A 23,272-nucleotide genomic window follows, 5' to 3' on the forward strand; every position below is an offset into this window, starting at 1 on the left:
TCGTGTGAGCGCCGTCATGGCCACCCATGACGCAGGACTCGTCGTCAGCGCCCCGCGCCCCATCCCCGTCAAACGATCGCCCCGTCCCGGAGGTTCCATGTCCACGTCCACCACCGCCCGCCCCGCCGGCGGGTCCGGTTCACTCGTGTTGCGCGGCCGCAACTGGGTGGCCCCGCTGTGCTGGTTCGCCGTCTTCCTCGATGGCTTCGACGCCGTCGTCCTCGGCGCCATCATGCCGATGCTCACCTCCGACCCCACCATGGGCATCGACAACGCCGACGGCACCGTGATCGCCACCGCCGGGCTCGTCGGCATGATGGTGGGCGCCCTCGGGATGGGTTGGCTCACGGACAGGTTCGGCCGCCGTAATCTGCTCATGGGCGCCGTGATCGCCTTCTCCGTGCTGACCTTCGTCACCGGTTTCGCCCAGGACGCCTTCACCATCGGGCTGCTGCGCTTCCTGGCCGGCCTCGGCCTGGGTGGCTGCCTGCCCACCGGCATCTCCATGGTCACGGAGTTCGCCGGGCACAAGAAGGGATCCAACGCCACCACACTGATGATGACCGGCTACCACGTGGGCGCCGTCGTGACCGCCCTGCTGGCGATCTGGGCCGCCGCCAACACCGTCTCCGGCTGGCGGGAGATGTTCTTCATCGGGGGCCTGCCCGCCCTCGTCCTCGTGCCGCTGATGTGGCGCTTCCTGCCGGAGTCCCCGGACTACCTGCTCTCCAGGGGCCGGATCCAGGACGCCCACACCGTGGCCGCTCACTACGGCGTCGAGATCGACGACGACCCCGAGCGCGCCTTCGTCGATGCCTCTCCGGAGCGTGCCGGCACCGAGAAGCAGGGCGCCTCATTGCTGCTCTCCGCCGCGTACCGCCGCAACACCGTCTTCATGTGGATCGCCTCCTTCATGGGGCTGCTGCTCGTCTACGGCCTGAACACCTGGCTGCCCCAGATCATGCGAGCCGCCGACTACGACCTCGGCAACTCCCTGGGCTTCCTCGTGGTGCTCAACGCCGGCGCGGTCATCGGCCTGCTCGTCGCCGGACGGGTGGGGGACGCCATCACCCCGCGCAACGCGGGCATCATCTGGTTCCTGGCCTCGGCCGTGCTGCTGGCCGCCCTGGCGATCAAGCTGCCGCTGCTGGGCATCTACGTGATGATCTTCATCACCGGCTGCTTCGTGTTCTCGGCGCAGAACCTGGTCTACGCCTTCGCCGCCACCAACTACCCGCCGAAGGTCCGCGGCACGGCCCTGGGCATGGCCGCCGGGGTGGGCCGCCTGGGCGCCATCTCCGGGCCGATCATGGGGGGAACCCTCGTCACCGCGGGGATCGCCTACCCCTGGGGCTTCTTCGGCTTCGCCGTCGCGGGCGCCCTGGGCGGCCTGGCGGTGACCGGCCTGAGGACGATGCGCCGCGCGCAGCGGGACGGCTCCGGACGCACCGGTGGCGACGCCGGCTCGGTCGCCGGACCCGCCGAGCGCACCCCGGCCGGGGTGTAGTCCTCTCCCCGTCCCCGCTGGGCCGGCCCCGGGGTGGTCTCGTCCGACGGGCTCACCACCGGGGCCGTCCTATTGCGCAAGGACGGCGTTGTGTATTCTGGGTGCTGCTCGGGTTAGGTGAGACTTACCTCACCCCCGGGTTCTCGGCGGACTCGGAAGGGCGCGCCGGGATCTCCCCTCCAGAAGTCCGGACAGGAAGTCAGCCGATGAACCACCGCCGTACCCCCGTCGCCCTCACCCTCCCGATCGCCGTGGTCCTCGGCCTGACGGCATGCTCGGGCGGACAGCCCTCCACGGACACGGCCACCGCGCCGGCCCCGGACACCGCCGCGGCCACGGCGGAGGGGACCACGGGGTCCCCGGCCGAGGGGGACGGCCAGTTGACGCTCTACTCCGGCCGCAACGAGGAACTCGTCCAGCCGATCCTGGACCGGTTCACCGAGGAGACCGGCATCGAGGTCGACGTGCGGTACGGCGACACCGCCGGCATGGCCGCCCAGTTGCTCGAGGAGGGCGACCGGTCCCCGGCCGAGGTGTTCCTGGCGCAGGACGCCGGTGCCCTGGGCGCCGTCTCGCGGGCCGGACTGCTCGAGGCCCTGCCCCAGGAGACCGTCGACGCCGTGCCGGAGTCCTACCGCTCCGCGGACGGGGACTGGGTGGGCCTCACGGGCCGGTCACGGGTCCTGGTGTACAACCCGGAGCAGGTCTCCGAGGACGAGCTGCCGCAGTCGGTGGACGAGCTCGTCTCCCAGGAGTGGAGGGGCCGGGTCGGGGTCGCGCCGACCAACGCCTCGTTCCAGTCGTTCATCACCGCGATGAGGGTCATGGAGGGGGACGAGGCGGCCCGGGCATGGCTGGAGGACCTGGCCGCGAACGACCCCCAGATCCGGGAGAAGAACGGCCACATCGTGGCGGACGTGGACTCGGGCGCCATCGACGCAGGCCTGGTCAACCACTACTACGTGCACGAACTCGCCCAGGAGAAGGGCGTGGACCCGGAGGACCTGTCGGTCCGCATGCACTTCTTCGGGGCCCAGGACACCGGCGCCCTCGTCAACGTCTCCGGTGCGGGGCTGGTGGGGGACCAGCCCGACGGCGATGCCCAGGCGCTCATCGACTACCTGCTGTCAGAGGAGGGCCAGGCCTACTTCGTCGAGGAGACCAACGAGTACGCGATGATCGAGGGCGCGGAGGCGCCCCAGGGCGTGCCCTCCCTCGAGGAGCTCGAGGCACCCAAGGTCGACCTCAACGACCTCGACGACCTGGAGCAGACGATCGAGATGATCACGCAGGCGGGACTGCTCTGACCTCCGCCCGCCGTCACCCCGCGCTGACCGTCGTGGCCCTCGTGGCCACGGCGGTCGCGCTGATCCCCCTGGGCTACCTGCTGCTGCGGACCGGCCAGCAGGGGCTGCCGGCCTGGCTGGACACCGTGTTCACGTGGCGGTCCGGCCGGCTGGCGGCCACCTCGGTGGCCCTGGCCGCCGTCGTCACGGCCGCGAGCCTGGTGATCGGGGTGGCCGGCGCCTGGCTGGTCACCAGGACCGCCGTCCCGCACCGCCGGTTGCTGGCCGTCCTGCTGGCCCTGCCGCTGGCCGTGCCCTCCTACGTGGCCGCCTTCACCTGGGTGTCCGTGGCCGACCTCTGGAACGGGGCGCCCGGCGGGCGCTTCGAGGGCTTCACGGCAGCGTGCGTCGTCCTGACCCTCTACACCTACCCGTATGTCTTCCTGCCCGTGGCCTCGGCGCTCAGCCGGGTGGACGCGGGGCAGGAGGAAGCGGCGCGCTCACTCGGCCGGGGGCCGTTCAACACGCTGATGACCGTCACGCTGGCCCAGGTGCGGCCGGCGATCGTGGGAGGGGGCCTGCTCGCCTCGCTGTACGTCCTCTCGGACTTCGGGGCCGTGTCCATCCTCCGGCTCGACACGTACACCCGGGCCATCTACACGGCGCACACCGTGGGGTTCAACCGGGACCAGGCGCTGTCCCTGGCCACCCTGCTGGTCCTGCTGACCGGACTCATCCTGTGGGGTGAGGGGGCCACGCGCCGGGCGGGCACCCGCTACGCCTCCACCCGGCCGGGCCGTCCCCCCGTGGTGGCCGACCTGGGCGCCTGGCGCTGGCCCGCCGCCACCGGACTGTGGGCCGTGGTCCTGGTGGCCCTGGGGGTCCCGGCGGTCTCCCTGGTGCGGTGGACCGTGGCCGGAACCTCCCTGGCCGACGCGTGGGGGCGCATCGGCGAGGCCGCGGCCGGCTCCCTCACGCTGTCCCTGCTCGGCGCCGTCGTGACCATGGTGCTGGCCCTGCCGATCGGGATCCTCGTGGCCCGGCACCACGGGCGGCTGACCCGGTTCGTCGAGCGGGCGGTCTACCTCGCGCATGGGCTGCCCGGCATCGTGGTGGCCCTGGCCCTGGTGTTCTTCGGCGTCACCGTGGTCCTGCCCCTCTACCAGACCTCCTGGCTGGTGGCCCTGGCCTACGCCACCCTGTTCCTGCCCCTGGGCGTGGCGGCCGTGGTGGGCGCCGCCGCCCAGGCCCCGCCGTCCCTGGAGGAGGTCGGGCAGTCCCTGGGGGCCACCCCCGCGGAGGTGTTCCGGCGGGTGACCGTGCCGCTCACGCTGCCGGGCATCGGCGCCGGCGCCGCACTGGTCTTCCTGGCCGCGATGAAGGAACTGCCGGCCACCCTCCTGCTCCGCCCCACCGGCATGGAGACCCTGGCCACCCGGCTGTGGAGCGCCACGGGCGTCGGGCGGTACGCGGAGGCGGCACCCTACGCGCTGTTGCTGGTCCTCCTCGCGGCGGTCCCGACCTGGGTGATCGTCCAGCGCTCGGGGATCGTCCGGCCGGCTCCGTCCGACGCCACCCCGCCCGAGGACGGCACGCTCCTCGCACCGGCGCCCGCGGCACCCCTGATGGTCGACTCCGTGGCCGGCGAGGTCGGCAACCTCGGGGCCGTCCCGGGCACCACCACGCTCCGACGACCCGCAGAGGACGTTCAGTCATGAGATCCACCGTCAACCGCGCCCCCCTGACAGGGTCCGGACCCCGGGACCCGGCGCCGCGCCCCCGGCTCGCGGTGGACCTGGCGGGGGTCGCGAAGTCCTACCGGTCCCACCCCGTCCTGCAGGACGTGGGCCTGCAGCTCGAGCAGGGCGGCTTCCTGGCGGTACTGGGTCCGTCGGGCTGCGGCAAGACCACCCTGCTGCGCTGCATCGCCGGCTTCGAGCGCATCGACGGGGGGCGGATCGCCCTGGGCAACCGGGCCGTGTCCCTCCCCGGGACACACGTGCCGGCGCACCGGCGCCACGTCGCCGTCGTGCCCCAGGACGGGGCCCTCTTCCCGCACCTGTCCGTGGCCGGGAACGTGGGCTTCGGCCTGCCGAGGACGCAGCGACGAGGGGACGCGCGCATCGAGGAGTGCCTCGCGCTGGTGGACCTGGCCGGGCTGGGCGACCGCATGCCCCACGAACTCTCCGGCGGCCAGCAGCAGCGGGTCGCCCTGGCGCGGGCCCTGGCGCCGCGGCCCCGGCTGGTCCTGCTCGACGAGCCCTTCGGCGCCCTCGACGCCTCGTTGAGGGTGGAGCTGCGCCGTGACATCCGGGCCGCGCTCCACGAGGACGGGGCCACCGCCATCCTGGTCACCCACGACCAGGACGAGGCCCTGTCCATGGCCGACCGCGTGGTCGTGCTGCGCGAGGGCCGGGTGCGCCAGGACGCGGTCCCGTCGAGGGTCTACGCCCAGCCCGCGGACTCCTGGGTGGCGTCCTTCGTGGGCGACGCCGACCTGCTGCCGTTCACGGGGACGGACCCGGCCGGACGGGCCCGCACCGCGGTCGGCCCGGTGGAGGTCCGCTCGGGTGGGCCGGGGGCCACGCACCTGGTCCTGCGGCCCGAGCAGGTCCGCATCGATCCGGTGGGGACCGGGGCGGTCGAGGGCCCCGTGGCCACCGTGCGGGACGTGGAGTTCTACGGACACGACACGCTCACCGCCCTGACCCTGCCGGACGGAACCGTGATCCGCTCGCGTTCCCTCGCGGCAGCGGCCGCGGCCGGTGACAGGGTCCGGGTCCGCGTGGTGGGCCCGGTCTGGGCCGTCCCGGACGGCGGACACCCACGGTGACCCCCGCCCGGCGGTCCGGTGGACGACCGGGCCGGGCGCACCCTGTCCACGCCTAGACTGGAGGGCATGGCAGGTCTGATCAAGCGCGAGGACATCGATCGTGTCCGCGAGCGCACGGACCTCAAGGAGATCGTGGACGCCTTCGTCACGCTCCGGGGCGCCGGGGTGGGCTCCTACAAGGGCCTCTGCCCGTTCCACGACGAGCGCAGTCCCTCCTTCCACGTCCGCCCCTCGGTGGGGACCTACCACTGCTTCGGCTGCGGGGAGTCCGGGGACGTCATCAGCTTCCTGATGAAGATGGAGCACACCACCTTCGCCGAGACGGTGGAGCGGCTGGCGGCCAAGGCCGGGATCGAGCTGCACTACGAGGACGGCGGGACGGGCCCGGACCGTGAGCAGGTCGGCCGGCGCCAGCGGCTGCTGGAGGCCAACAAGGTCGCCGACGAGTACTTCCAGTCCCAGTTGCGCACCGAGGGCGCGGCCACCGGGCAGCAGTTCCTGGCCGGCCGCGGCTTCACCTTCGAGCACGCGGCGCAGTTCAACGTGGGCTACGCGCCGCAGGGCTGGGACAACCTCCTGAACCACCTGCGCCGCAAGGGCTTCCGGGACGACGAACTGAAGCTCACCGGACTGTTCTCCGAGGGCCAGCGCGGGATCTACGACCGCTTCCGCGGCCGGCTCGTCTGGCCCATCCGGGACATGACCGGGGCCACGATCGGCTTCGGCGCACGCAAGCTCTTCGAGGACGATCCCGGGCCGAAGTACCTCAACACACCGGAGACGCAGCTCTACAAGAAGTCCCAGGTCCTCTACGGCATCGACGCGGCCAAGCGGAACATCGCGAAGAAGCGCCAGCTGGTCGTGGTGGAGGGGTACACGGACGTGATGGCCGCGCACCTGTCCGGCGTGGACACCGCCGTGGCCACCTGTGGCACCGCGTTCGGCTCCGACCACGTCAAGATCGCCCGCCGGCTGATCTCGGACGACGGCACCGGCGGGGAGATCATCTTCACCTTCGACGGTGACGCGGCCGGCCAGAAGGCCGCCCTGCGCGCCTTCGAGGAGGACAGCAAGTTCCTGGCCAGGACGTACGTGGCCGTGGAGCCCTCGGGACTCGACCCCTGTGACCTGCGCCAGGAGAAGGGGCCGGAGGCCGTGGTCGCCCTCATCGACTCGCGCCGGCCGCTGTTCGAGTTCGCCATCAAGGCGGGGATGAAGAACTTCGACCTGGACACCGTGGAGGGCCGTTCCGGGGCGCTGCGCCATGCCGCCCCCATCGTGGCGGGGATCCGGGACTCCGTCGTCCGCCCCGGGTACGAGCGGGAACTGGCCGGGTGGCTGGGCCTCGACCAGTCGACCGTCCACCAGGCCGTGCAGCGCGCCCAGCGCGGCGCGGCCTCATCGGCGGACGCCCGGCGGGGGGAGCGGCGGTCATCGGCGGGGGAGGACCAGCGGCCCGACGGCGACCCGGCCGCGTCCGGGCGGCCCCCCGGGTTCCAGCGTCCGGACGCCCGCGACCCCGCCGCGCGGATGGAGAGGGAGGCCCTCGAGGTGGTGCTGCAGCAGCCGACGCTGCTCTCCGCCGAGCAGTGGCAGGCGTTCTACTCGGCGGACTTCAAGGTGCCGGCCTACGCGGTGGTGCACTCCGGGATCCGGGCCGCCGGGATGGCCGGGGCCACCCCCTCGCAGTGGGTGGAACAGGTCCGTCAGGAGGTGCCGGTGGAGCTGGCACCGCTGGTGGGGGAACTGGCGGTCACGCCGTTGCCGGCCCGCACGGACGAGGACCTGATCCGCTATTGCCGGGACATCATGAACCGGTTGTTCGAGCTGCAGATCACCCACCAGAAGGCCGAGCTCCTGGGCCGGCTGCAGCGCATGGGCCCCGCCGGGGACCCGGCCGAGTTCGCGGCCCTGAACCGGCAGTTGCTCGACCTGGAGATGAAGCGGCGGTCCCTGCGCGCACGGGACTGAGGTCGCCCGCTCAGCGGTCCGGGGTGACCTCGCCGGTCATGGCGTCCACGTGCAGCTTCTCGCCGTCGTCGCCGTTCTCGCGGTCCAGCTCCACCTTCCACACGAGGGTGCCGCCCTCGTCATCCAGTTCCATCTCGTCGATGGTCTGGCCCGCACGGCCCTCCAGTGCGGCCCGGGCGGCGTCCTCCGCGGTGACGCTGGCATCCCGCGCGCGGCGGAGGTGGTCGTCGTCGGTGTCCCTGCCGTCCTCGCGGACCGCGCCGTCCGAGGACACGGTGAGGTCGAGGATCTCACCCTGCAGGTGGGCCTCGATCTCGTAGGACGAGCCGTTGTCCTCCCGGTCGACCTTCACGACGAAGGCATCCGGGTGCTGGCCCAGGGCCGCATCGATCGCGGCGTACGCCGGGTCCCCCTCGCCCGTTCCACCCGTGCCGGTGGTGCCGGTGGCCCCGGCGGGGCTCGAGGAGTCGTCCTCGGCCGGTGTCCCCGTGCCGGGGGAGGACTCGGCGGGCGAGCTCTCGATCGGGGCGGTGGTGGCCGTGGCCGTCGTGGTGGCCCCGTTGTCCGCGGGGGTGCCGTCGGCCTCCGGCTCGGCGGTGGAACAACCGGTCAGGAGGGCCAGGGCGAGGAGCCCGGTCCCGGTCATCGCCAGCGGCGTGGTGTACGTGGTCTGGGTTCCCGTGTTCTCCGTCATGGCCCCAGTGTGCCAAACAGGGGTGAGATGTCCATGGGTGACCGTCGGCGCCATGGAGCGAGGGCCCGGACCGTGCATGGGGGAGACTGGAGACGGCCCCGTCGGACCCTCTCCGGCGCGGTGCCCGACCCCCGCCCGCCTGCCCCGAACCCCTGGAGGACCCGATGGCCGACGCCGCCGACAAGCCCGTCTTCGTACTCAACGGACCCAACCTGAACCTGCTGGGCCGGCGTGAACCGGAGAAGTACGGCAGCACGTCCCTGGAGGAGGTGCGCACGATGTGCGAGCAGACGGCCGCCGAGCATGGCCTGACCGTCGACTTCCGGCAGTCCAACCACGAGGGCACCCTGGTCGACTGGATCCAGGAGGCCCGCACGGCCGGCCGCGGCATCATCCTCAACCCGGCCGGGTACACCACCACGTCCATCGCGATCCTGGACGCGCTGCTGGCGGCCGAGCTGCCGGTGATCGAGGTCCACATCACGAACATCCACCAGCGGGAGGAGTTCCGGCACCACTCCTACGTCTCCAAGGCCGCCGCGGCGGTCATCGCCGGGGCCGGAGTGCACGGGTACCAGCTGGCCCTGCAGCACATGACCCGGCTGGTGTCCGGGCGGTAGGACCCCACCCACCACGACGACGGCGCCCGCGAGTCTCGCGGGCGCCGTCGTCGTTGCGGCAGGTCCGGTCAGTCGGCCGGTGACCTCACCGGGCGGTGCCGGCGGGGGTGGTGGTCCGGTCCAGCCGGGCGAGCTCGGCCGCCTCCGTGCGGGTGGTGTGCAGGGCGTCGATCCCGTCCAGGGACAGGTCCTTGGTCTCCTTGGCCGTCAGGGCCGCCGTGCCGGAGATGAGGCACGCGATGCTCACGACGATCGCCACGGCCAGCCAGTTCGTGCCCTCGGCGCCGGCCACCGCCGAGGCGACGATCGGCGTCAGGCCGCCGGAGACGGCGAAGCCGATCTGCGTGCCCATGGCCAGGCCGGTGACCCGCACGCGGGTGGGGAACATCTCGGCGTAGAACGAGGGCCAGATCCCGTTCGCCAGGGAGTAGAAGCACCCCGAGAGGGTGGCGCCGAAGAGGAAGATCAGCGTCCAGTTCCCGGCCTCGATCGCCGAGAGGTACGGGTACATCATCACGGCCGGCCCGATGACACCGGCGAGGAACACCGGCTTGCGCCCGATCCGGTCCGCCAGCACGGCCGCCAGGGGGATGACCACGAGGGCCACGGCATTGGCCAGCACGGCGACCCACAGCATGGTGGGCCGGTCCAGCCCGACCACCGAGGTGGCGAAGGACAGCGACCAGACCAGGAAGACCACGTTGACGGTGTTGATCATCGCGGCGCAGGCGATCCGGGCGACGGCCGCCTTGTGGTACTTGACCATCAGGGCCAGCGGGGTCGCCGGCTTCTCATCGGGCAGCGCGGTCTTCGTCTGCTCGAAGGCCGGCGGTTCCTCCAGCTTGCGCCGGATGACCCAGGCGACCACGACCACCACGGCGGAGAGCCAGAACGGCACGCGCCAGCCCCACGAGAACAGCTGCTCCTCGGTGAGCAGCAGGGTGAACGGAATGAACACGGCGGTGGCCAGCAACGTACCGAACTGGGTACCCTGCAGGGTCCAGCTCGTGGTGAACGCGCGGCGGTGCTCCTCCGAGTGCTCGAGGGACACGGTGATGGCGCTGGCCTGCTCACCGGAGGCCGACAGGCCCTGGATGATGCGGCAGAGCACGAGCAGCGCGGGGGCGAGCATCCCCGCCTGGTCGTAGGTCGGCAGGCAACCGACGGCGAAGGTCGCCCCGCCGATCATGAACAGGGTGAGCATGAGCACGAACTTCCGGCCCAGGCGGTCCCCGAGCGGACCCATGATGAGCGCGCCCAGGGGGCGCACCACGTAGGCCACGCCCACGGTCGCCATGGACAGCAGGATCGCGACGCCGGGGGAGGCGTCGTCCGGGAAGAACAGGTGGTTCAGGACGAGCGCCGCCGCGGTGCCGTAGACGGCGAAGTCGTAGTACTCCAGGGCGGACCCGATCCAGGCGGCCAGGGCGGCCTTCCTGGGGGTCTTGACGTGGGTGGCGCCGTGGGCGCCGGCGTCAGGGGCTGCATGGGTCATGACGGGGTCCTTGGGTTGTCCATCTTCAGGGAGAGAGCGGGGGCGAATCCCCTCCGCAGACGTGGAGTTCTCGAATATTGGGAGTAACTCCTGTATGTTAGGAATGAGCATGGCGCACATCACAGCGGAGTGTCAAGGAGGCACGCATGGCGACGGTCCAGACCGGCACGGTCGGCAAGGCCCTGGAGATCCTCACCGTGGTCGGGGAATTCCCCGAGGGCGGCACGGCCGCGCAGGTCGCCCAGCGGGTGGACTACCCGTTCAGCACCGTGCACCGGCTGCTGTCCACCCTGACCGAGACGGACTTCCTGTCCTATGACCCCCGGGACAAGCGCTACTCGCTGGGGCTGCCCGTCTTCCAGCTGGGACAGCAGGTGGCACACCGCCGCGGGTTCACGGCCACGGCCGCCGCGGTGCTCTCGAGGCTGACCGAGGCGACGGGGGAGAGCTCGATCCTGTCCGTGCTGGACCGCGGGCGTGCGCTGACCGTCCACACGGTCGACGGGCCGCAATTCCGCACGACCACCGATCCCGGGGGATACAGCCCGCTGCACACGAGCGCGATCGGCAAGGCGCTGCTGGCCTTCACGGACGAGGAGACCCGGGAACACCTGCTGGCGACCGTGGACCTGACGCCCCGCACCGAGCACTCGGTCACCGACCGCGCCGTCCTCGCCCGTCAGGTCGCCGAGGCCCGCGCGCAGGGCTGGGCCGGGCAGTCCGAGGAGAACGACATCGGCATGGCCGCCATCGCGGTCCCGGTCCAGGACCCCTCGGGAGGGCTGATCGCGGTCGTGGCGCTGGCCGCCCCCCTGTTCCGCTGCGACCTGGAGGGGCTCAAGGGCCACCTGCCCGCGCTCCTCGCCGCCGCCCACCAGCTCTCAATCCAACTGCCCCCGCGCTGAGGCGCGTCCACCCACCACTCACCACCGCGAAGGAAACCGCATGAGCACAGTCGCAGAGTCCTACCTCGTCGGGCTGATCGGGGACGGGATCACCGCCTCCCTGACCCCGCCGATGCACGAGAGGGAGGGACGCGAACAGGGACTGCACTACCTCTACCGTCCCGTGGACGTGGCCGCCCTCGGGTTCACCGGGGACCAGGCCCAGCGCCAGGCGCCCCTGCTGCTGGAGTACGGCCGCCGGCTGGGCTTCAACGCCTTCAACATCACGCACCCGTTCAAGCAGACGATCATGGCGCACCTGGACGAGGTGGACGAGGACGCGCGGAACCTCGGGGCCGTGAACACCGTCGTGTTCGCCGACGGGCGCTCGGTGGGTCACAACACGGACTTCTCCGGGTACATCACCGGCCTGCGCACCACGCTGCCGGAGGCGGACCTGACCTCGGTGGTCCAGCTGGGCGTCGGCGGCGCCGGTTCGGCCGTGGCCTACGCCCTGCTGCGCGCCGGTGCCGAGGAGCTGGTGCTGATCGACCTCGACGCGGACCGGGCCGGTGCGCGGGCCGCCGACCTGCAGGAGCAGTTCCCGGCCCAGCGGGTGTCCGCCCGGCCCCACGGAGAACTGCGGCAGGCCCTGGCCCGGGCCACCGGCTTCGCGCACTGCACGCCCGTGGGCATGCACCTGCACCCCGGCATGCCGGTGGCCGCCGAGTGGCTGCGGGCGGGGATGTGGGTCTCGGACGTGGTCTACCTGCCGGTGGACACCGAGCTGATCGTCACCGCGCGGGACCGGGGCTGCGCCGTGGTGGACGGCGGGACCATGGCCGTGGGCCAGGCCGTGGACGCCTTCGGCCTGGTGACTGGGCGTCCGGCCGACGCGGGTCGCATGCGCCGCCACTTCCTGGACCTCGTGGCCGCCCAGTCGACGGGGCGGGGTGCGTAGAGTGAGCGCCGTGAGGACCTCCATCGCCACCGTCTGCCTGTCCGGAACCCTCGAGGAGAAGATGCGCGGTGCCGCCCGGGCGGGCTTCGACGGCATCGAGGTCTTCGAGCCGGACCTCGTGGCCTCCCCCCTGTCCCCGGAACAGGTCGCCGACCTCGCCGCGGAGCTGGGACTGACCCTGGACCTGTACCAGCCCTTCCGCGACCTCGAGGGGGTGGAGGCCGAGGTCTTCGCCGCCAACCTGCGCCGGCTCGAGGCCAAGTTCCAGCTGATGCGGTGCATGGGCATGGACCTGATCCTGCTGTGCTCCAACGTCGGCACCGCCACCCGGTGGGAGGACGAGGTCGCGATCGACCAGCTGCGGCAGGCGGCCGACCTGGCGGCCGGCTACGGCATCCGCATCGCCTACGAGGCGCTGGCCTGGGGCCGGTACGTGAGCACCTACGAGCACGCCTGGAGCCTGGTCGAACAGGCCGACCGGCCCAACCTGGGCGTGTGCCTGGACTCCTTCCACATCCTCTCCCGCCGCGGTGACGTCACCGGGTTCCGGTCCATCCCGGGGGAGAAGATCTTCTTCGTGCAGCTGGCCGACGCACCGAACCTGTTGCTGGACCTGCTGTCCTGGTCCCGCCACCATCGCACCTTCCCCGGCGAGGGCGCCTTCGACCTGGTCGGGTTCTACCGGGAGCTGGTCGCCACCGGGTATGCCGGCCCGCTGTCCCTGGAGGTCTTCAGCGACGTCTACCGGCAGACGGACACCCCGCGCACGGCGCTCGCCGCCATGCGCTCCCTGCACTGGCTGCAGGAGGCGACGGCGCACCCGGACGAGGCGGCGGACCTGCAGCCGAGGGGCTGGGACTACGCCGAGGTGCTGGCCGCCGAGCCCCAGGACGTGACCGAGATCCTGGCCGCCCTGGGCTTCCAGGACCGCGGTCCGCACCGGACCAAGGACGTCCGGCTCTATGCCGCCGGAGACGCCCGGGTGGTGCTCAACGGCCGGCCCCGGCCCCGCGGGGAGGACGGGTCCGAGCTGGTGGGCCTCGGCCTGCAGGTCCCGGACCCCCGGGCCACGATGGACCGCGCCCGGCTGCTGCAGTACCCCGTGGCCTGGCGCTCCAACCGGGCGGACGAGATGGTCCTGCGCGGGGTCACCGCCCCGGACGGCTCGGAGCTCTTCGTCGCCCCGGTGCCGGACGAGGGCCGGGAACCGGGCTGGACCGGGGAGTTCGGGCCGGACGCCACCGGCCGCGGCACGGGACACCTCCGCGCGACGGACGCGCCGGCGTCGTCCGCAGGTGAGTCCCTGATCCTGGGGGTGGACCACGTCAACCTGGCCCAGCCGTGGCAGTGGTTCGACGAGGGCGTGCTGTTCTACCGGGCGCTGTTCGGTCTGCACGCCCGGGCCAACAACGAGGTGGCCTCACCCCAGGGACTGGTGCGGTCCCAGGTCGTGCAGACGGACGACGCCTCGGTCCGCCTGGCCCTGAACATGCTGCCGCAGGTGCTCGAGGGCACGGACGAGGGACGGCGACGGCGGCGCGCCGACTTCCCGGAACACGTCGCCTTCCTGTCCTCGGACGTGGCCGAGGTCGCCCGCCGCGCCCGGCGGGCCGGCCTGCGGTTCCTGCCGATCCCGGCGAACTACTACGAGGACCTGCACGCCCGCTTCGACCTGGACGAGGGGCTGTTGCGCGTGCTGCGCGAGAACGACCTGATGTACGACCGCGACGAGCGGGGGGAATTCCTGCACTTCTACACCCGCACCGTCGGCAGCGTGTTCTTCGAGGTGGTCGAACGCCGCGGCGGTTACGACGGCTACGGCGCGATGAGCGCCCCGGTGCGCCTGGCCGCGCAGTACGACGTGGACCGGCAATAGCCGACGGGCGGACGTTGTGCGGCCCCCGCCGTGGAGCCTACGGTGTCCGCACACCCGGACACCGGTACCCGAGGGAGCTCCACGATGCAGACATCACAGCCGATCGTCGTCGGGGTCGACGGCTCCCAGGCCTCCCTGGAGGCGCTGCGCGAGGCCGGCCGGATGGCCGACCTGATGGGATGTCCGTTGACGGCGGTCACGACGTGGCAATTGCCGGTCACGGCCGCGGACTACCCCTTCCCCCTGGAACAGAACTTCGAGGAGGACGCCCGGAGACGGCTCGGCGCCTCGGTCCGCGCGGTGTTCGGCGAGGATCCTCCCGCCGGTCTGGAACAGGTGGTGAGCGTGGGATCGCCCGCGCGGGTGCTCCGGGACCTCAGCGAGGACGCCCGGTTGCTGGTGGTCGGCAGCCGGGGCCACGGGGGCTTCGTCGGCCTGATGCTGGGTTCGGTCAGCTCCGCCGTGGCCGCCCACGCCCGGTGCCCCGTCCTCATCACGCACCGGGACGTCCCCGGGCCGGCCTCCGCGCCGGCCGGCTGAAAACTGTCAGGCCCCCGTCCGGAACCACCGGGCGGGGGTCTTTTCGTGCGTTGTCCCGCGTCCGGGCTGGTCACCCCGCATTCCGGCCTCCAGGGGAGCCGAGGCCCGGGTGGAGGGAGCCCGAGTACGCCGGAGAAAGTACCCCGCATACCGCTGTGTAGGTATTCCCAAAATACCGGGGCGGGAGGATTCTTTCTCGTGTTTTCGAATCCACTCTTGATGGGGAGCGGTCCTGGGGCCGCGCATAGGGCAAGAGATCGAGGGACATCATGACCATCATCAAGGAACCGCACCTGTTCAACGAGCAGAGCCTGTTCATCGACCTGGAGGGAGTACTCGGGAGGCTGCTCTACCTGAAGATCGAGGGGTTCAACCTCGCGGGATCGATCAAGCTCAAGCCGGCCATGGAGATGGTCGAACGGGCCGAGCGGGAGGGGAAGGTCGGCCCCGGCTCCGTGCTCGTGGAGTCCTCCTCGGGCAACCTCGGCGTCGCGCTCAGCATCATCGCCGCCAGCAAGGGGTACCGCTTCGTGTGCGTGATCGACCCGCGCTGCAACCCCGCGACCCGGCAGCTCATGGAATCACTCGGGGCCCAGGTCGACCTGGTCACCGAGCCCGATCCCGTGGACGGCCTGCTCGGGGCCCGGCTCAACCACGTCCGTGCACTGTGCGAGTCCGACGACCGGTACGTCTGGCTGAACCAGTACGCCAACCCCGGCAACTGGGGAGCGCACTACCGCTGGACCGCTCCCGAGATCGCCGCGCAGTTCCCCGGGCTCGAGGTGCTGTTCGTCGGGGCGGGGACCACGGGCACCCTGATGGGGTGCGCCCGGTACTTCCGTGAGCACCGGCCGGACGTGCGCATCGTCGCGGTCGACGCCGCCGGATCCGTCTCCTTCGGGGGCCAGCCGGGCACCCGCCTGATCCCGGGCCTGGGCATGAGCGTGCGGCCGCCCCAGCTCGATGAGTCACTGGTCGATGACGTGGTGATCGTCGAGGAGGTGGACACGGTGCGCACCTGCCACCGCCTGGCCTCCCGCGGGTTCCTGTTCGGCGGTTCCACCGGGACCGTGGTCCACGGTGCCATGACGTGGCTCGCGGACCACCACGCCCAGCACGTCACCGCGGTGGCCATCTCCCCGGACCTGGGCCGCCCGTACCTGGACACCGTCTACGATCCCGACTGGGTACTCGACCACTTCGGGGCCGGGGCGCTCACCGGGGCCGACCCGTCGGCAGCGTCGGTGGTCAACTCCTCGCCGGAGAGTGTCTCGCAGTGAAGAAGCTCGTCGACACCCTGCCGATGTCCACGGCTGCCCGCATCCCCGCACCCAGCCTCCTTCCCTCCACCCCGGAGACCGAGGGAACGGCCGCGGACCGTCCACTCGAGCGTCGCCTGGCCCAGCTCCTCGCCTCCGTGGTGCAGCAGGACGAGGTCGCCGTGGACGCGAACTTCTTCGAGGACCTGGGCGCCGACTCGCTGGTGATGGCGCAGTTCTGTGCCCGGGTGCGCAAGCAGCCGGACCTGCCGGCCGTGTCGATCAAGGACGTCTACCGGCACCCGACGATCGCGGCACTGGCCGCCTCGCTGGGTGGGGGTGAGCCGGTGACCGCGGGCCAGCCCACGGTCACCGACGCCGTCGCCTCCCCCGCGGCGGGACCGGGACCGTCCACCGCCCTCGTCCCCCCGGAGCGCTCCGGGCGGACGACGCACCGAGGACGTCACCGGCGCACCCCCGCGGAGGGCACACCGGCCACCACGACCGAGTACGTGGTGTGCGGCGTGCTGCAGACCCTGATCTTCCTCGCCTACACCTTCCTGTTCGCCGTGATCATCGAGAGGGGGCTGCTCTGGGTCTGGGAGGGGGAGGGCCTGCTCGAGCACTACCTGCGGGGTGCCGGCTTCGGTGCGGTCACCTTCCTGGTCATGTGCACGCTGCCCATCCTCGTCAAATGGCTCCTCATCGGCCGCTGGAAGCCCCGGGACATCCGCATCTGGAGCCTGGACTACGTGCGGTTCTGGTTCGTCAAGACCGTGGTGGTCGCCAGCCCCCTGGTCCTCTTCGCCGGCTCGCCCCTGTACCTGTTCTACCTGCGGGCCCTGGGAGCCAAGGTCGGGAAGGGGGCGATCGTCCTCACCGGGCGCGTGCCCGTCTGCACCGACATGCTCACCATCGGTGAGCGCACCGTCATCGACAAGGACACCTTCCTGACGGGATACCGCGCCGTCAGCGGCATGATCCAGACGGGTCCGGTGACCATCGGCAAGGACGTCTTCATCGGTGAGAAGGTGGTGCTGGACATCGGCACCTCCCTCGGTGACGGCGCACAACTGGGCCACGCCTCGTCCCTCCACGAGGGCCAGGCCGTCCCGGCCGGCGAGCACTGGCACGGATCACCAGGTGAGCGGACGGAGTCGGACTACCGTGCCGTCGCCCCGATCGACTGCGGCCCCCTGAGGAGGGCCGGGTACGTCATCTGCCAGTTGCTGCTCCTCTTCGGCGTGACACTGCCGGTGGGGTTCGGCGGGCTGGCCCTGGTCCTCGACGTGATCCCCTGGCTCTCGGACATGCTCTGGTCGCCGGTGGTGTCCTTCACGAGCGCGTCGTTCTACGGGTACGTCCTGCTGACCTCCGTCATCCTGTTCTTCGGGACCATCGTCGTCGGCATGGTCCTCACCATGACCGTGCCACGGCTGCTCAACCTGGCACTGACCCCGGACCGGACCTATCGACTGTACGGATTCCATTTCGCGTGCCATCGGGCGATCGAGGGACTGACCAATCGACGGTTCTTCCACGACCTCTTCGGGGACAGCTCGTTCATCGTCCGCTACCTGCAGAGCCTCGGGTACGGGCTGTCCCCGGTCGTGCAGACCGGATCGAACTTCGGCACCGACATCAAGCACGACAACCCGTACCTGGTCTCCGTCGGGAGCGGCACGGTGGTGGCCAGTGGCATCTCGATCGTCAACGCCAACTACTCCAGCTCCTCGTTCAGCGTCTCGCGCAGCTCGATCGCGCCCAACAGCTTCTTCGGCAACGAGATCCTCTACCCACCGCAGTCCACGACGGGCCCGGACTGCCTCATCGCCACGAAGGCGCTGGTCCCGATCGACGGACCGGTCCGGGAGGGGGTCGGGCTCCTGGGCTCGCCGGCCTTCGAGATCCCGCGCACGGTCCAGCGGGACAGTGAATTCATCCGCATGGCCCATGACGAGCAGCTTCCCGACCGGCTCGCCGCGAAGAACCGGCACAACCTCGTGACCATCGGACTGTTCCTGCTGGCGCGCTGGTTCTACGTCTTCGTGGCCACCCTGTTCGGCTTCTTCGCGGTGGACCTCTACTTCCTGGTCGGTGAGGTCTCACTCATGCTGACCACGGTCCTCACCCTCGTCTTCGGCCTGTTCTACCGTGCCCTGGTCGAACGCGCCTCGACCGGGTTCAAACCCCTGAAGCCGAAGTACTGCTCGATCTACGACATCGACTTCTGGCGCACGGAACGCTTCTACAAGCTCGAGGCGGAAGTGAGCCCGCTGTTCAACGGCACCCCGTTCAAGGGCGCGATCCTGCGGATGCTGGGGGTGCGCGTGGGCAGGCGGCTCTTCGACGACGGTGCCCAGATCGCCGAGAAGAACCTCGTCACCCTCGGTGACGACGTCGCCCTCAACACCGGTGCGTGGGTCCAGTGCCACTCACAGGAGGACTACGCCTTCAAGTCCGATGCCATCACGATCGGCTCCGGCTGCTCCGTGGGGGTGTCCGCGATGATCCTCTACAGCGCGCGGATGGGCGACGGCGCCTTCCTCGCCCCCGACTCCTTCCTGATGAAGGGCGAGGAGATCCCCGCCGGCGAGCGGTGGGGAGGCAACCCTGCCGAGGCCCTGACCGATGCGAACCCCGGCCGGCAGCCACGGCCGTCCTCCGCCGCCGACGTGGTCGAGACCGTCTGAGCAGGAAAGCAGGAAAGCAAGACATGGACATGATGACTGACACGGGACGCGCTTTCTGGCGGGGCATGCTCGCCGCGGGTGGACTCACCACGATCCCGCGGTGGACGCTGGACCCCCGTCCCGGCCTCGGCGAGCACCACGAGGCCCTCCCCGAGGACCTGCTGGGAGCGCTGCGCCGGCTGGCCGACGGCCTGGGGACGTCGGTGGACGCGGTCCTGCTGACCGCCCACGCCAGGGTGCTCGCCACGCTGGCCGGGGAACGGGAGGTCGTGACCGGTTACGGCACGGCGCCCGGAGGCGAACCGGTGCCGTGCCGGCTGACGATCGACCCGGGCTCCTGGCGCGATCTCCTGACCTCCGTGGCTCGCCTGGAGGGGGAGCTGCGATCGCACCTGCAGGACGGACACGGCGTCGACCTCGACGGTGTCCGCCGGGAGCTGGGCCTGCGCGGGCCGGTGTTCGAGACCGAGCTCATCCCACGGGACACCCCGGGGGAGCCGGCCGACGGCACGGTCCTCCAATTGTCGGTGTCGAACGAGGCGGGCGGTGCCCGGTTGCGGCTGCGGTACCGCACCGATGCGCTAGACGCGCCCGCCGCCGCCCGCATCGCCGGATACCACGCGCGGGCCCTGGCGGCCATGGCCGCGGACCCGGACGGCGAGCACGCCCGCGCCTGCCTCCTCACCCCCGAGGAGTTGCGCTTCCAGCTGGAGGATCTCGCCGGTCCCCGGCGGGAGCTTCCCGACCTCCGCGTCCACGAGGTGCTCGAGCAGCGGGCCGGGTCCACCCCCGACGCGGTCGCCGCGGTGCACGGGGAGGCCCTCCTGACCTACCGCGAGCTGAACGCCCGGGCGAACCGGTTGGGCCGGGCGCTGCAGGCCTGGGGCCTCGACCGGGAGACCGTCGTCACCGTGGTGACGGAGCGGAACCTGGACTGGATGGTGACCGTCCTGGCCATCTGGAAGGCAGGCCTGACCTACCTGCCGCTCGAGCCGCACTTCCCGCCGGAGCGCATGGCCACGGCCATCTCCCGCGCGGAGTCCCCGCTGGTGGTGACCGAACGGGCCAGTACCGCGATGCTCGACCAGGCCCTGTCCATCCTGCCCGGCGTCACGGAGCTCTTCGTCGAGGACCTCGCCGCCGAGGATCACCCGGAGGGCGACCTCGGGGTGGACGTCGCCGCCGGTCAACTGGCCTACATCCTGTTCACGTCCGGCTCCACCGGGCAGCCGAAGGGCGTGATGTGCGAGCACGCCGGGATGCTGAACCACATCCTGGCCAAGATCGACGACCTCGGCGTGCGCGAGGGAGAGGTGATTCCCCAGACCGGTCCGCAGTGCTTCGACATCTCGGTGTGGCAACTCGTCGCCGCCCTCCTGGTCGGCGGGCGCACCCTGCTCGTCGACCAGGACGCCATCCTCGACGTGGAGCGGTTCGTCGACACGATCGTGGACGGTCACGCCGGCGTCATCCAGGTCGTGCCCTCCTATCTCGACGTGATCGTGTCCTACCTCGAGCAGCACCCCCGCGAGCTGCCGGACCTGCACTGCGTGTGCCCCACCGGCGACTTCCTGAAGAAGGAGCTCGTCCAGCGCTGGTTCGCCCTCTACCCCCACATCCCCGTGGTCAACACCTATGGGCTCACCGAGACGTCCGACGACGCGGTGCACGAGATCATGGACCGGCCCCCGGCTGGGCCGGGGGTCCCCCTCGGGCGGCCGATCAACAACACCCACGTGGACGTCGTCGACGAGTTCGGCACCCCGGTACCGCTCGGCGCCCCGGGACTGATCGTGTTCTCCGGCGTGTGCGTGGGACGCGGGTACGTCAACGACCCGGAACGCACCGCGGCGATGTTCGGCGACGACCCGCATCGTGCGGGGGCGCGCATCTGCCGGACCGGTGACTACGGACGGTGGCGTCCGGACGGGAAGCTCGACTTCCTGGGCCGGCGTGACAACCAGGTCAAGATCCGGGGCTTCCGCATCGAGATCGGTGAGATCGAGAACGCCCTGCTGGGGGTTCCCGGCGTCCGCGACGGCGCCGTCGTCGTCGGGCGGGGGCCCGACCAGTCCGCGTTCCTCGTGGCGTTCTACTCCGGTGACCGTCCACTCGAGGCGGAGGAGCTCCGTACCCGGATGGCCGGACGGGTCCCGGACTACATGGTCCCCTCCGCGTACCGGTGGCAGGAGCGCCTGCCCCTGACCGGCAACGGCAAGATCGACCGGAAGACCCTGGGCGGCATGGCGCAGGACACCGTGGCACACCCCACCCCCACGGAGGAGCTCACGGCCGCCGAGCAACGGCTGGCCGGGGCCTGGGGATCGGTCCTGGGCCTGCCGCCGGAGCGGATCAGCAGGCAGGACTCCTTCTTCGAGCTGGGCGGCACCTCCTTGTCCGCCGTGAAGCTCGTCGTGCTGCTCCAGCGCGCCGTCTCGCTCCAGCAGGTCATGCGGACCCCGGTCCTGGCCGACCTGGCGTGCCTGCTCGACACGCATTCCGCGCCCCCGGACCAGGACCCCGGCCGTGACCGGCTGACCACTCCCACTCGTTCCCTGTGACCCGAAAGGACCCTCATGTCATCCCCCTCACCCAGAACACAGCTCGCCGTGGACCGTGAGGCCGGCCGGACACCGATGCTCACCGTCGCGGACGGCCCCGATCCCGTCCAGTGGGCCGACCAGCACCGGGAGGGACTGCGCGCGGCGGTGGACGAGCACGGTGCCGTCATGGTCCGTGGGCTCGGCCTCCGCGACGCAGCCGAGGTGGCCGCCGTGTTCCACCGGCTGGCCCCGGGCGGACTCATGCCCGACCGGGAGGCGTTCGCCGCCCGGCGGCAGCACGCCGAGGGCGTGTACTCGTCGCTCACGTGGCCAGCCAACCAGCCCATGTGCATGCACCATGAGCTCAGCTACGCGCTCGAGTTCCCCGGCCTGTTGCTGTTCGCCTGCCTCGAGGCACCCGCCACCGGAGGGGTGACCGGTGTCGCGGACGCCCGCACCGTGCTGGAGGCCCTTCCCCCGGACCTCGTCCGGCGGTTCGAGGACGAGGGGTGGTTGCTCGCCCGCAGCTACAACGAGGACGTCGGGGCCTCCTACGAGGAGGCCTTGGGGGTCGGTGACCGCGCCGCGGTCGAGGACTACTGCCGGGCCCACGAGATCGAGTTCGAGTGGCAGCCCGACGGGGAGCTCCGGACCCGGCAACGCCGCCCCGCCGTGGTGCGGCACCCGGTGACGGGCCAGCGCTGCTGGTTCAACCAGGTCGCGTTCCTGAACGAATGGACGATCGCCCCGGAGATCCGGGAGTACCTGGTGGACGTCTACGGTCCCGACGGACTGCCGTTCAACACCCGTTTCGGCAACGGCGACCCGATCGGGGAGGACGTCATCACCCTGGTGAACGAGGTCTACGAGGCCCACACCCTGCGGACGCCGTGGGAGGCCGGGGACCTCATGCTCGTCGACAACGTGAGCACGGCCCACAGCCGTGAGGCCTACGAGGGCCCTCGGGAGATCCTCGTGGGGATGGCCGAGCCGCGGCGGGTGTCCGACCTCGTGACCACGGGGCGGGAGGACGTGCGATGAAGGAGGATCCCACCGTCTCCCCGGTCGCCACCCCGGAACCGAGGACCGTCCCCCCGTTCGCCGTCATCCCCGGTGCCCAGGTGCAGCAGGCGCTCCAGGGCCGGGAGCGGCAGGTCGTCGAGCTGGTCGAGGAGACCTACCGGGTGCACGCGGCCGGGGACTCGGTGAACCCCCCGTCGTACTTCCTGACCTTCCCGGACCGGCCCACCGCGCGCATCATCGCCCTGCCCGCCTCGATCGGCGGCAGCGTCGGGGTCGACGGCATCAAGTGGGTCTCGAGCTTCCCGGACAACGTGAGGTCCGGGATACCCCGCGCCTCCGCGGTGCTGATCCTCAACGACCGGGCGACGGGCTACCCCTTCGCCTGCATGGAGAGCTCCATCATCAGTGCCTCCAGGACGGCCGCCTCGGCGGCCGCGGCCGCGGACTGGCTCAGCAGGGGACGGGGCCGGCCCCGACGCGTCGGGTTCTTCGGCGTGGGCCTCATCGCGCGGTACATCCACACCTTCCTGGACGCGACGGACTGGTCCTTCGACGAGATCGGGGTGTACGACCTCTCGGGCGAGAGCGGAGAGGGATTCAAGGGGTATCTCGAACGGAGCGGCACGGCCGCCCGGGTGACCGTGCACGACAGCCCCGAGCAGTTGATCCGGAGCAGTGACCTCGTCGTGTTCGCGACCATCGCGTCCCAGCCGCACGTGCACGACCTCTCCTGGTTCGAGCACAACCCGCTGGTGCTGCACGTGTCCCTGCGTGACCTGGACCCGGAGATCCTGCTGGCGTCGACCAACGTCCTGGACGACGTCGACCACTGCCTGAAGGCCGGGACGTCCGCGCACCTCGTGGAGCAGATGGTCGGTCATCGGGACTTCGTGGCCGGCACCCTGGCCGATGTCATGGCCGGCACGGTCCCGCTGCCGGAGGACCGCCCGGTGGTCTTCTCACCATTCGGCCTGGGCGTGCTCGACCTGGCCGTGGGCAAGTACGTCTATGACGACATGGCCCGCAGCGGCCGGCTCCAGGTGGTCGAGGACTTCTTCACCGAGCTGAGCCGGTATGGCTGAGACGG

The 23,272-nt window shown here is 71.3% G+C and carries 17 protein-coding genes; 15 read left to right on the plus strand and 2 right to left on the minus strand.

What is annotated here, in order from left to right; translation table 11 throughout:
* Nucleotides 1–97: 97 nt before the first annotated feature.
* The 5 genes from Q0283_RS06405 (at nucleotide 98) to dnaG (ending at nucleotide 7,597) form a co-directional block, all read left to right on the plus strand.
* Nucleotides 98–1,507 (plus strand): aromatic acid/H+ symport family MFS transporter, encoded by a 1,410-nt coding sequence (locus Q0283_RS06405; protein ID WP_298043823.1) that lies wholly within the window; start codon nucleotides 98–100, stop codon nucleotides 1,505–1,507.
* Between the two features lie 206 nt (nucleotides 1,508–1,713).
* Nucleotides 1,714–2,814 (plus strand): iron ABC transporter substrate-binding protein, encoded by a 1,101-nt coding sequence (locus tag Q0283_RS06410; protein WP_298043826.1) that lies wholly within the window; start codon nucleotides 1,714–1,716, stop codon nucleotides 2,812–2,814.
* A 41-nt stretch (nucleotides 2,815–2,855) separates the two neighbouring features.
* Nucleotides 2,856–4,511, plus strand: coding sequence for an iron ABC transporter permease (locus Q0283_RS06415; protein ID WP_298043828.1), 1,656 nt, complete (start codon nucleotides 2,856–2,858; stop codon nucleotides 4,509–4,511).
* A complete protein-coding gene (locus tag Q0283_RS06420) occupies nucleotides 4,508–5,626 on the plus strand; it encodes an ABC transporter ATP-binding protein (RefSeq protein WP_298043831.1) in 1,119 nt (372 codons plus the stop codon). The genes Q0283_RS06415 and Q0283_RS06420 overlap by 4 nt, the downstream gene beginning before the upstream one ends.
* Before the next feature lie 66 nt (nucleotides 5,627–5,692).
* Entirely contained in the window at nucleotides 5,693–7,597 is a 1,905-nt protein-coding gene (dnaG, locus tag Q0283_RS06425; RefSeq protein WP_298043833.1) for a DNA primase, read from the plus strand.
* A 10-nt stretch (nucleotides 7,598–7,607) separates the two neighbouring features.
* On the opposite strand, the gene Q0283_RS06430 is transcribed toward dnaG, so the two are convergent.
* Entirely contained in the window at nucleotides 7,608–8,291 is a 684-nt protein-coding gene (locus Q0283_RS06430; RefSeq protein WP_298043836.1) for a PepSY domain-containing protein, read from the minus strand.
* 164 nt (nucleotides 8,292–8,455) lie between these two features.
* On the opposite strand from Q0283_RS06430, the gene aroQ reads away from it, so the two are divergent.
* Nucleotides 8,456–8,911 carry a type II 3-dehydroquinate dehydratase gene (gene aroQ / locus Q0283_RS06435; protein ID WP_298043839.1) on the plus strand — a complete coding sequence of 152 codons (456 nt, stop codon included), beginning with the start codon at nucleotides 8,456–8,458 and terminating at the stop codon, nucleotides 8,909–8,911.
* Nucleotides 8,912–8,996: 85 nt separating this feature from the next.
* Here aroQ and Q0283_RS06440 read toward each other — a convergent pair whose 3' ends face one another.
* Nucleotides 8,997–10,406 carry an MFS transporter gene (locus tag Q0283_RS06440; protein ID WP_183524131.1) on the minus strand — a complete coding sequence of 470 codons (1,410 nt, stop codon included), beginning with the start codon at nucleotides 10,404–10,406 and terminating at the stop codon, nucleotides 8,997–8,999.
* 146 nt (nucleotides 10,407–10,552) lie between these two features.
* Here Q0283_RS06440 and Q0283_RS06445 point away from each other — a divergent pair, with 146 nt between their 5' ends.
* The 9 genes from Q0283_RS06445 to sbnB all read left to right on the plus strand — a co-directional run bounded on the left by Q0283_RS06445 (nucleotide 10,553) and on the right by sbnB (nucleotide 23,267).
* Nucleotides 10,553–11,311: an IclR family transcriptional regulator gene (locus Q0283_RS06445; RefSeq protein WP_183524134.1), complete on the plus strand. Its 759-nt coding sequence runs from the start codon at nucleotides 10,553–10,555 to the stop codon at nucleotides 11,309–11,311.
* 40 nt (nucleotides 11,312–11,351) lie between these two features.
* Nucleotides 11,352–12,251 (plus strand): shikimate dehydrogenase, encoded by a 900-nt coding sequence (locus Q0283_RS06450; RefSeq protein WP_183524137.1) that lies wholly within the window; start codon nucleotides 11,352–11,354, stop codon nucleotides 12,249–12,251.
* A gap of 10 nt (nucleotides 12,252–12,261) precedes the next feature.
* Nucleotides 12,262–14,127, plus strand: coding sequence for a sugar phosphate isomerase/epimerase and 4-hydroxyphenylpyruvate domain-containing protein (locus Q0283_RS06455; RefSeq protein WP_183524140.1), 1,866 nt, complete (start codon nucleotides 12,262–12,264; stop codon nucleotides 14,125–14,127).
* An 84-nt stretch (nucleotides 14,128–14,211) separates the two neighbouring features.
* Nucleotides 14,212–14,667: a universal stress protein gene (locus Q0283_RS06460; protein ID WP_183524143.1), complete on the plus strand. Its 456-nt coding sequence runs from the start codon at nucleotides 14,212–14,214 to the stop codon at nucleotides 14,665–14,667.
* Nucleotides 14,668–14,936: 269 nt separating this feature from the next.
* Nucleotides 14,937–15,947 (plus strand): 2,3-diaminopropionate biosynthesis protein SbnA, encoded by a 1,011-nt coding sequence (gene sbnA / locus Q0283_RS06465; RefSeq protein ID WP_298043845.1) that lies wholly within the window; start codon nucleotides 14,937–14,939, stop codon nucleotides 15,945–15,947.
* Nucleotides 15,944–18,619 carry a Pls/PosA family non-ribosomal peptide synthetase gene (locus tag Q0283_RS06470; RefSeq protein ID WP_298043848.1) on the plus strand — a complete coding sequence of 892 codons (2,676 nt, stop codon included), beginning with the start codon at nucleotides 15,944–15,946 and terminating at the stop codon, nucleotides 18,617–18,619. The genes sbnA and Q0283_RS06470 overlap by 4 nt, the downstream gene beginning before the upstream one ends.
* Nucleotides 18,620–18,642: 23 nt before the next feature.
* The gene (locus Q0283_RS06475; RefSeq protein ID WP_298043851.1) at nucleotides 18,643–21,180 is read left to right on the plus strand and encodes an amino acid adenylation domain-containing protein; all 2,538 of its coding nucleotides are present in this window, start codon (nucleotides 18,643–18,645) and stop codon (nucleotides 21,178–21,180) included.
* 15 nt (nucleotides 21,181–21,195) lie between these two features.
* On the plus strand, nucleotides 21,196–22,203 hold the full coding sequence (locus Q0283_RS06480; protein WP_183524152.1) for a TauD/TfdA family dioxygenase: 1,008 nt from the start codon (nucleotides 21,196–21,198) through the stop codon (nucleotides 22,201–22,203).
* Nucleotides 22,200–23,267, plus strand: coding sequence for a 2,3-diaminopropionate biosynthesis protein SbnB (gene sbnB / locus Q0283_RS06485; RefSeq protein WP_183524157.1), 1,068 nt, complete (start codon nucleotides 22,200–22,202; stop codon nucleotides 23,265–23,267). Before Q0283_RS06480 ends, sbnB begins: the two co-directional genes overlap by 4 nt.
* Nucleotides 23,268–23,272 lie beyond the last annotated feature (5 nt).

This window comes from uncultured Citricoccus sp. (assembly GCF_937871995.1).
Taxonomy (GTDB): domain Bacteria; phylum Actinomycetota; class Actinomycetes; order Actinomycetales; family Micrococcaceae; genus Citricoccus.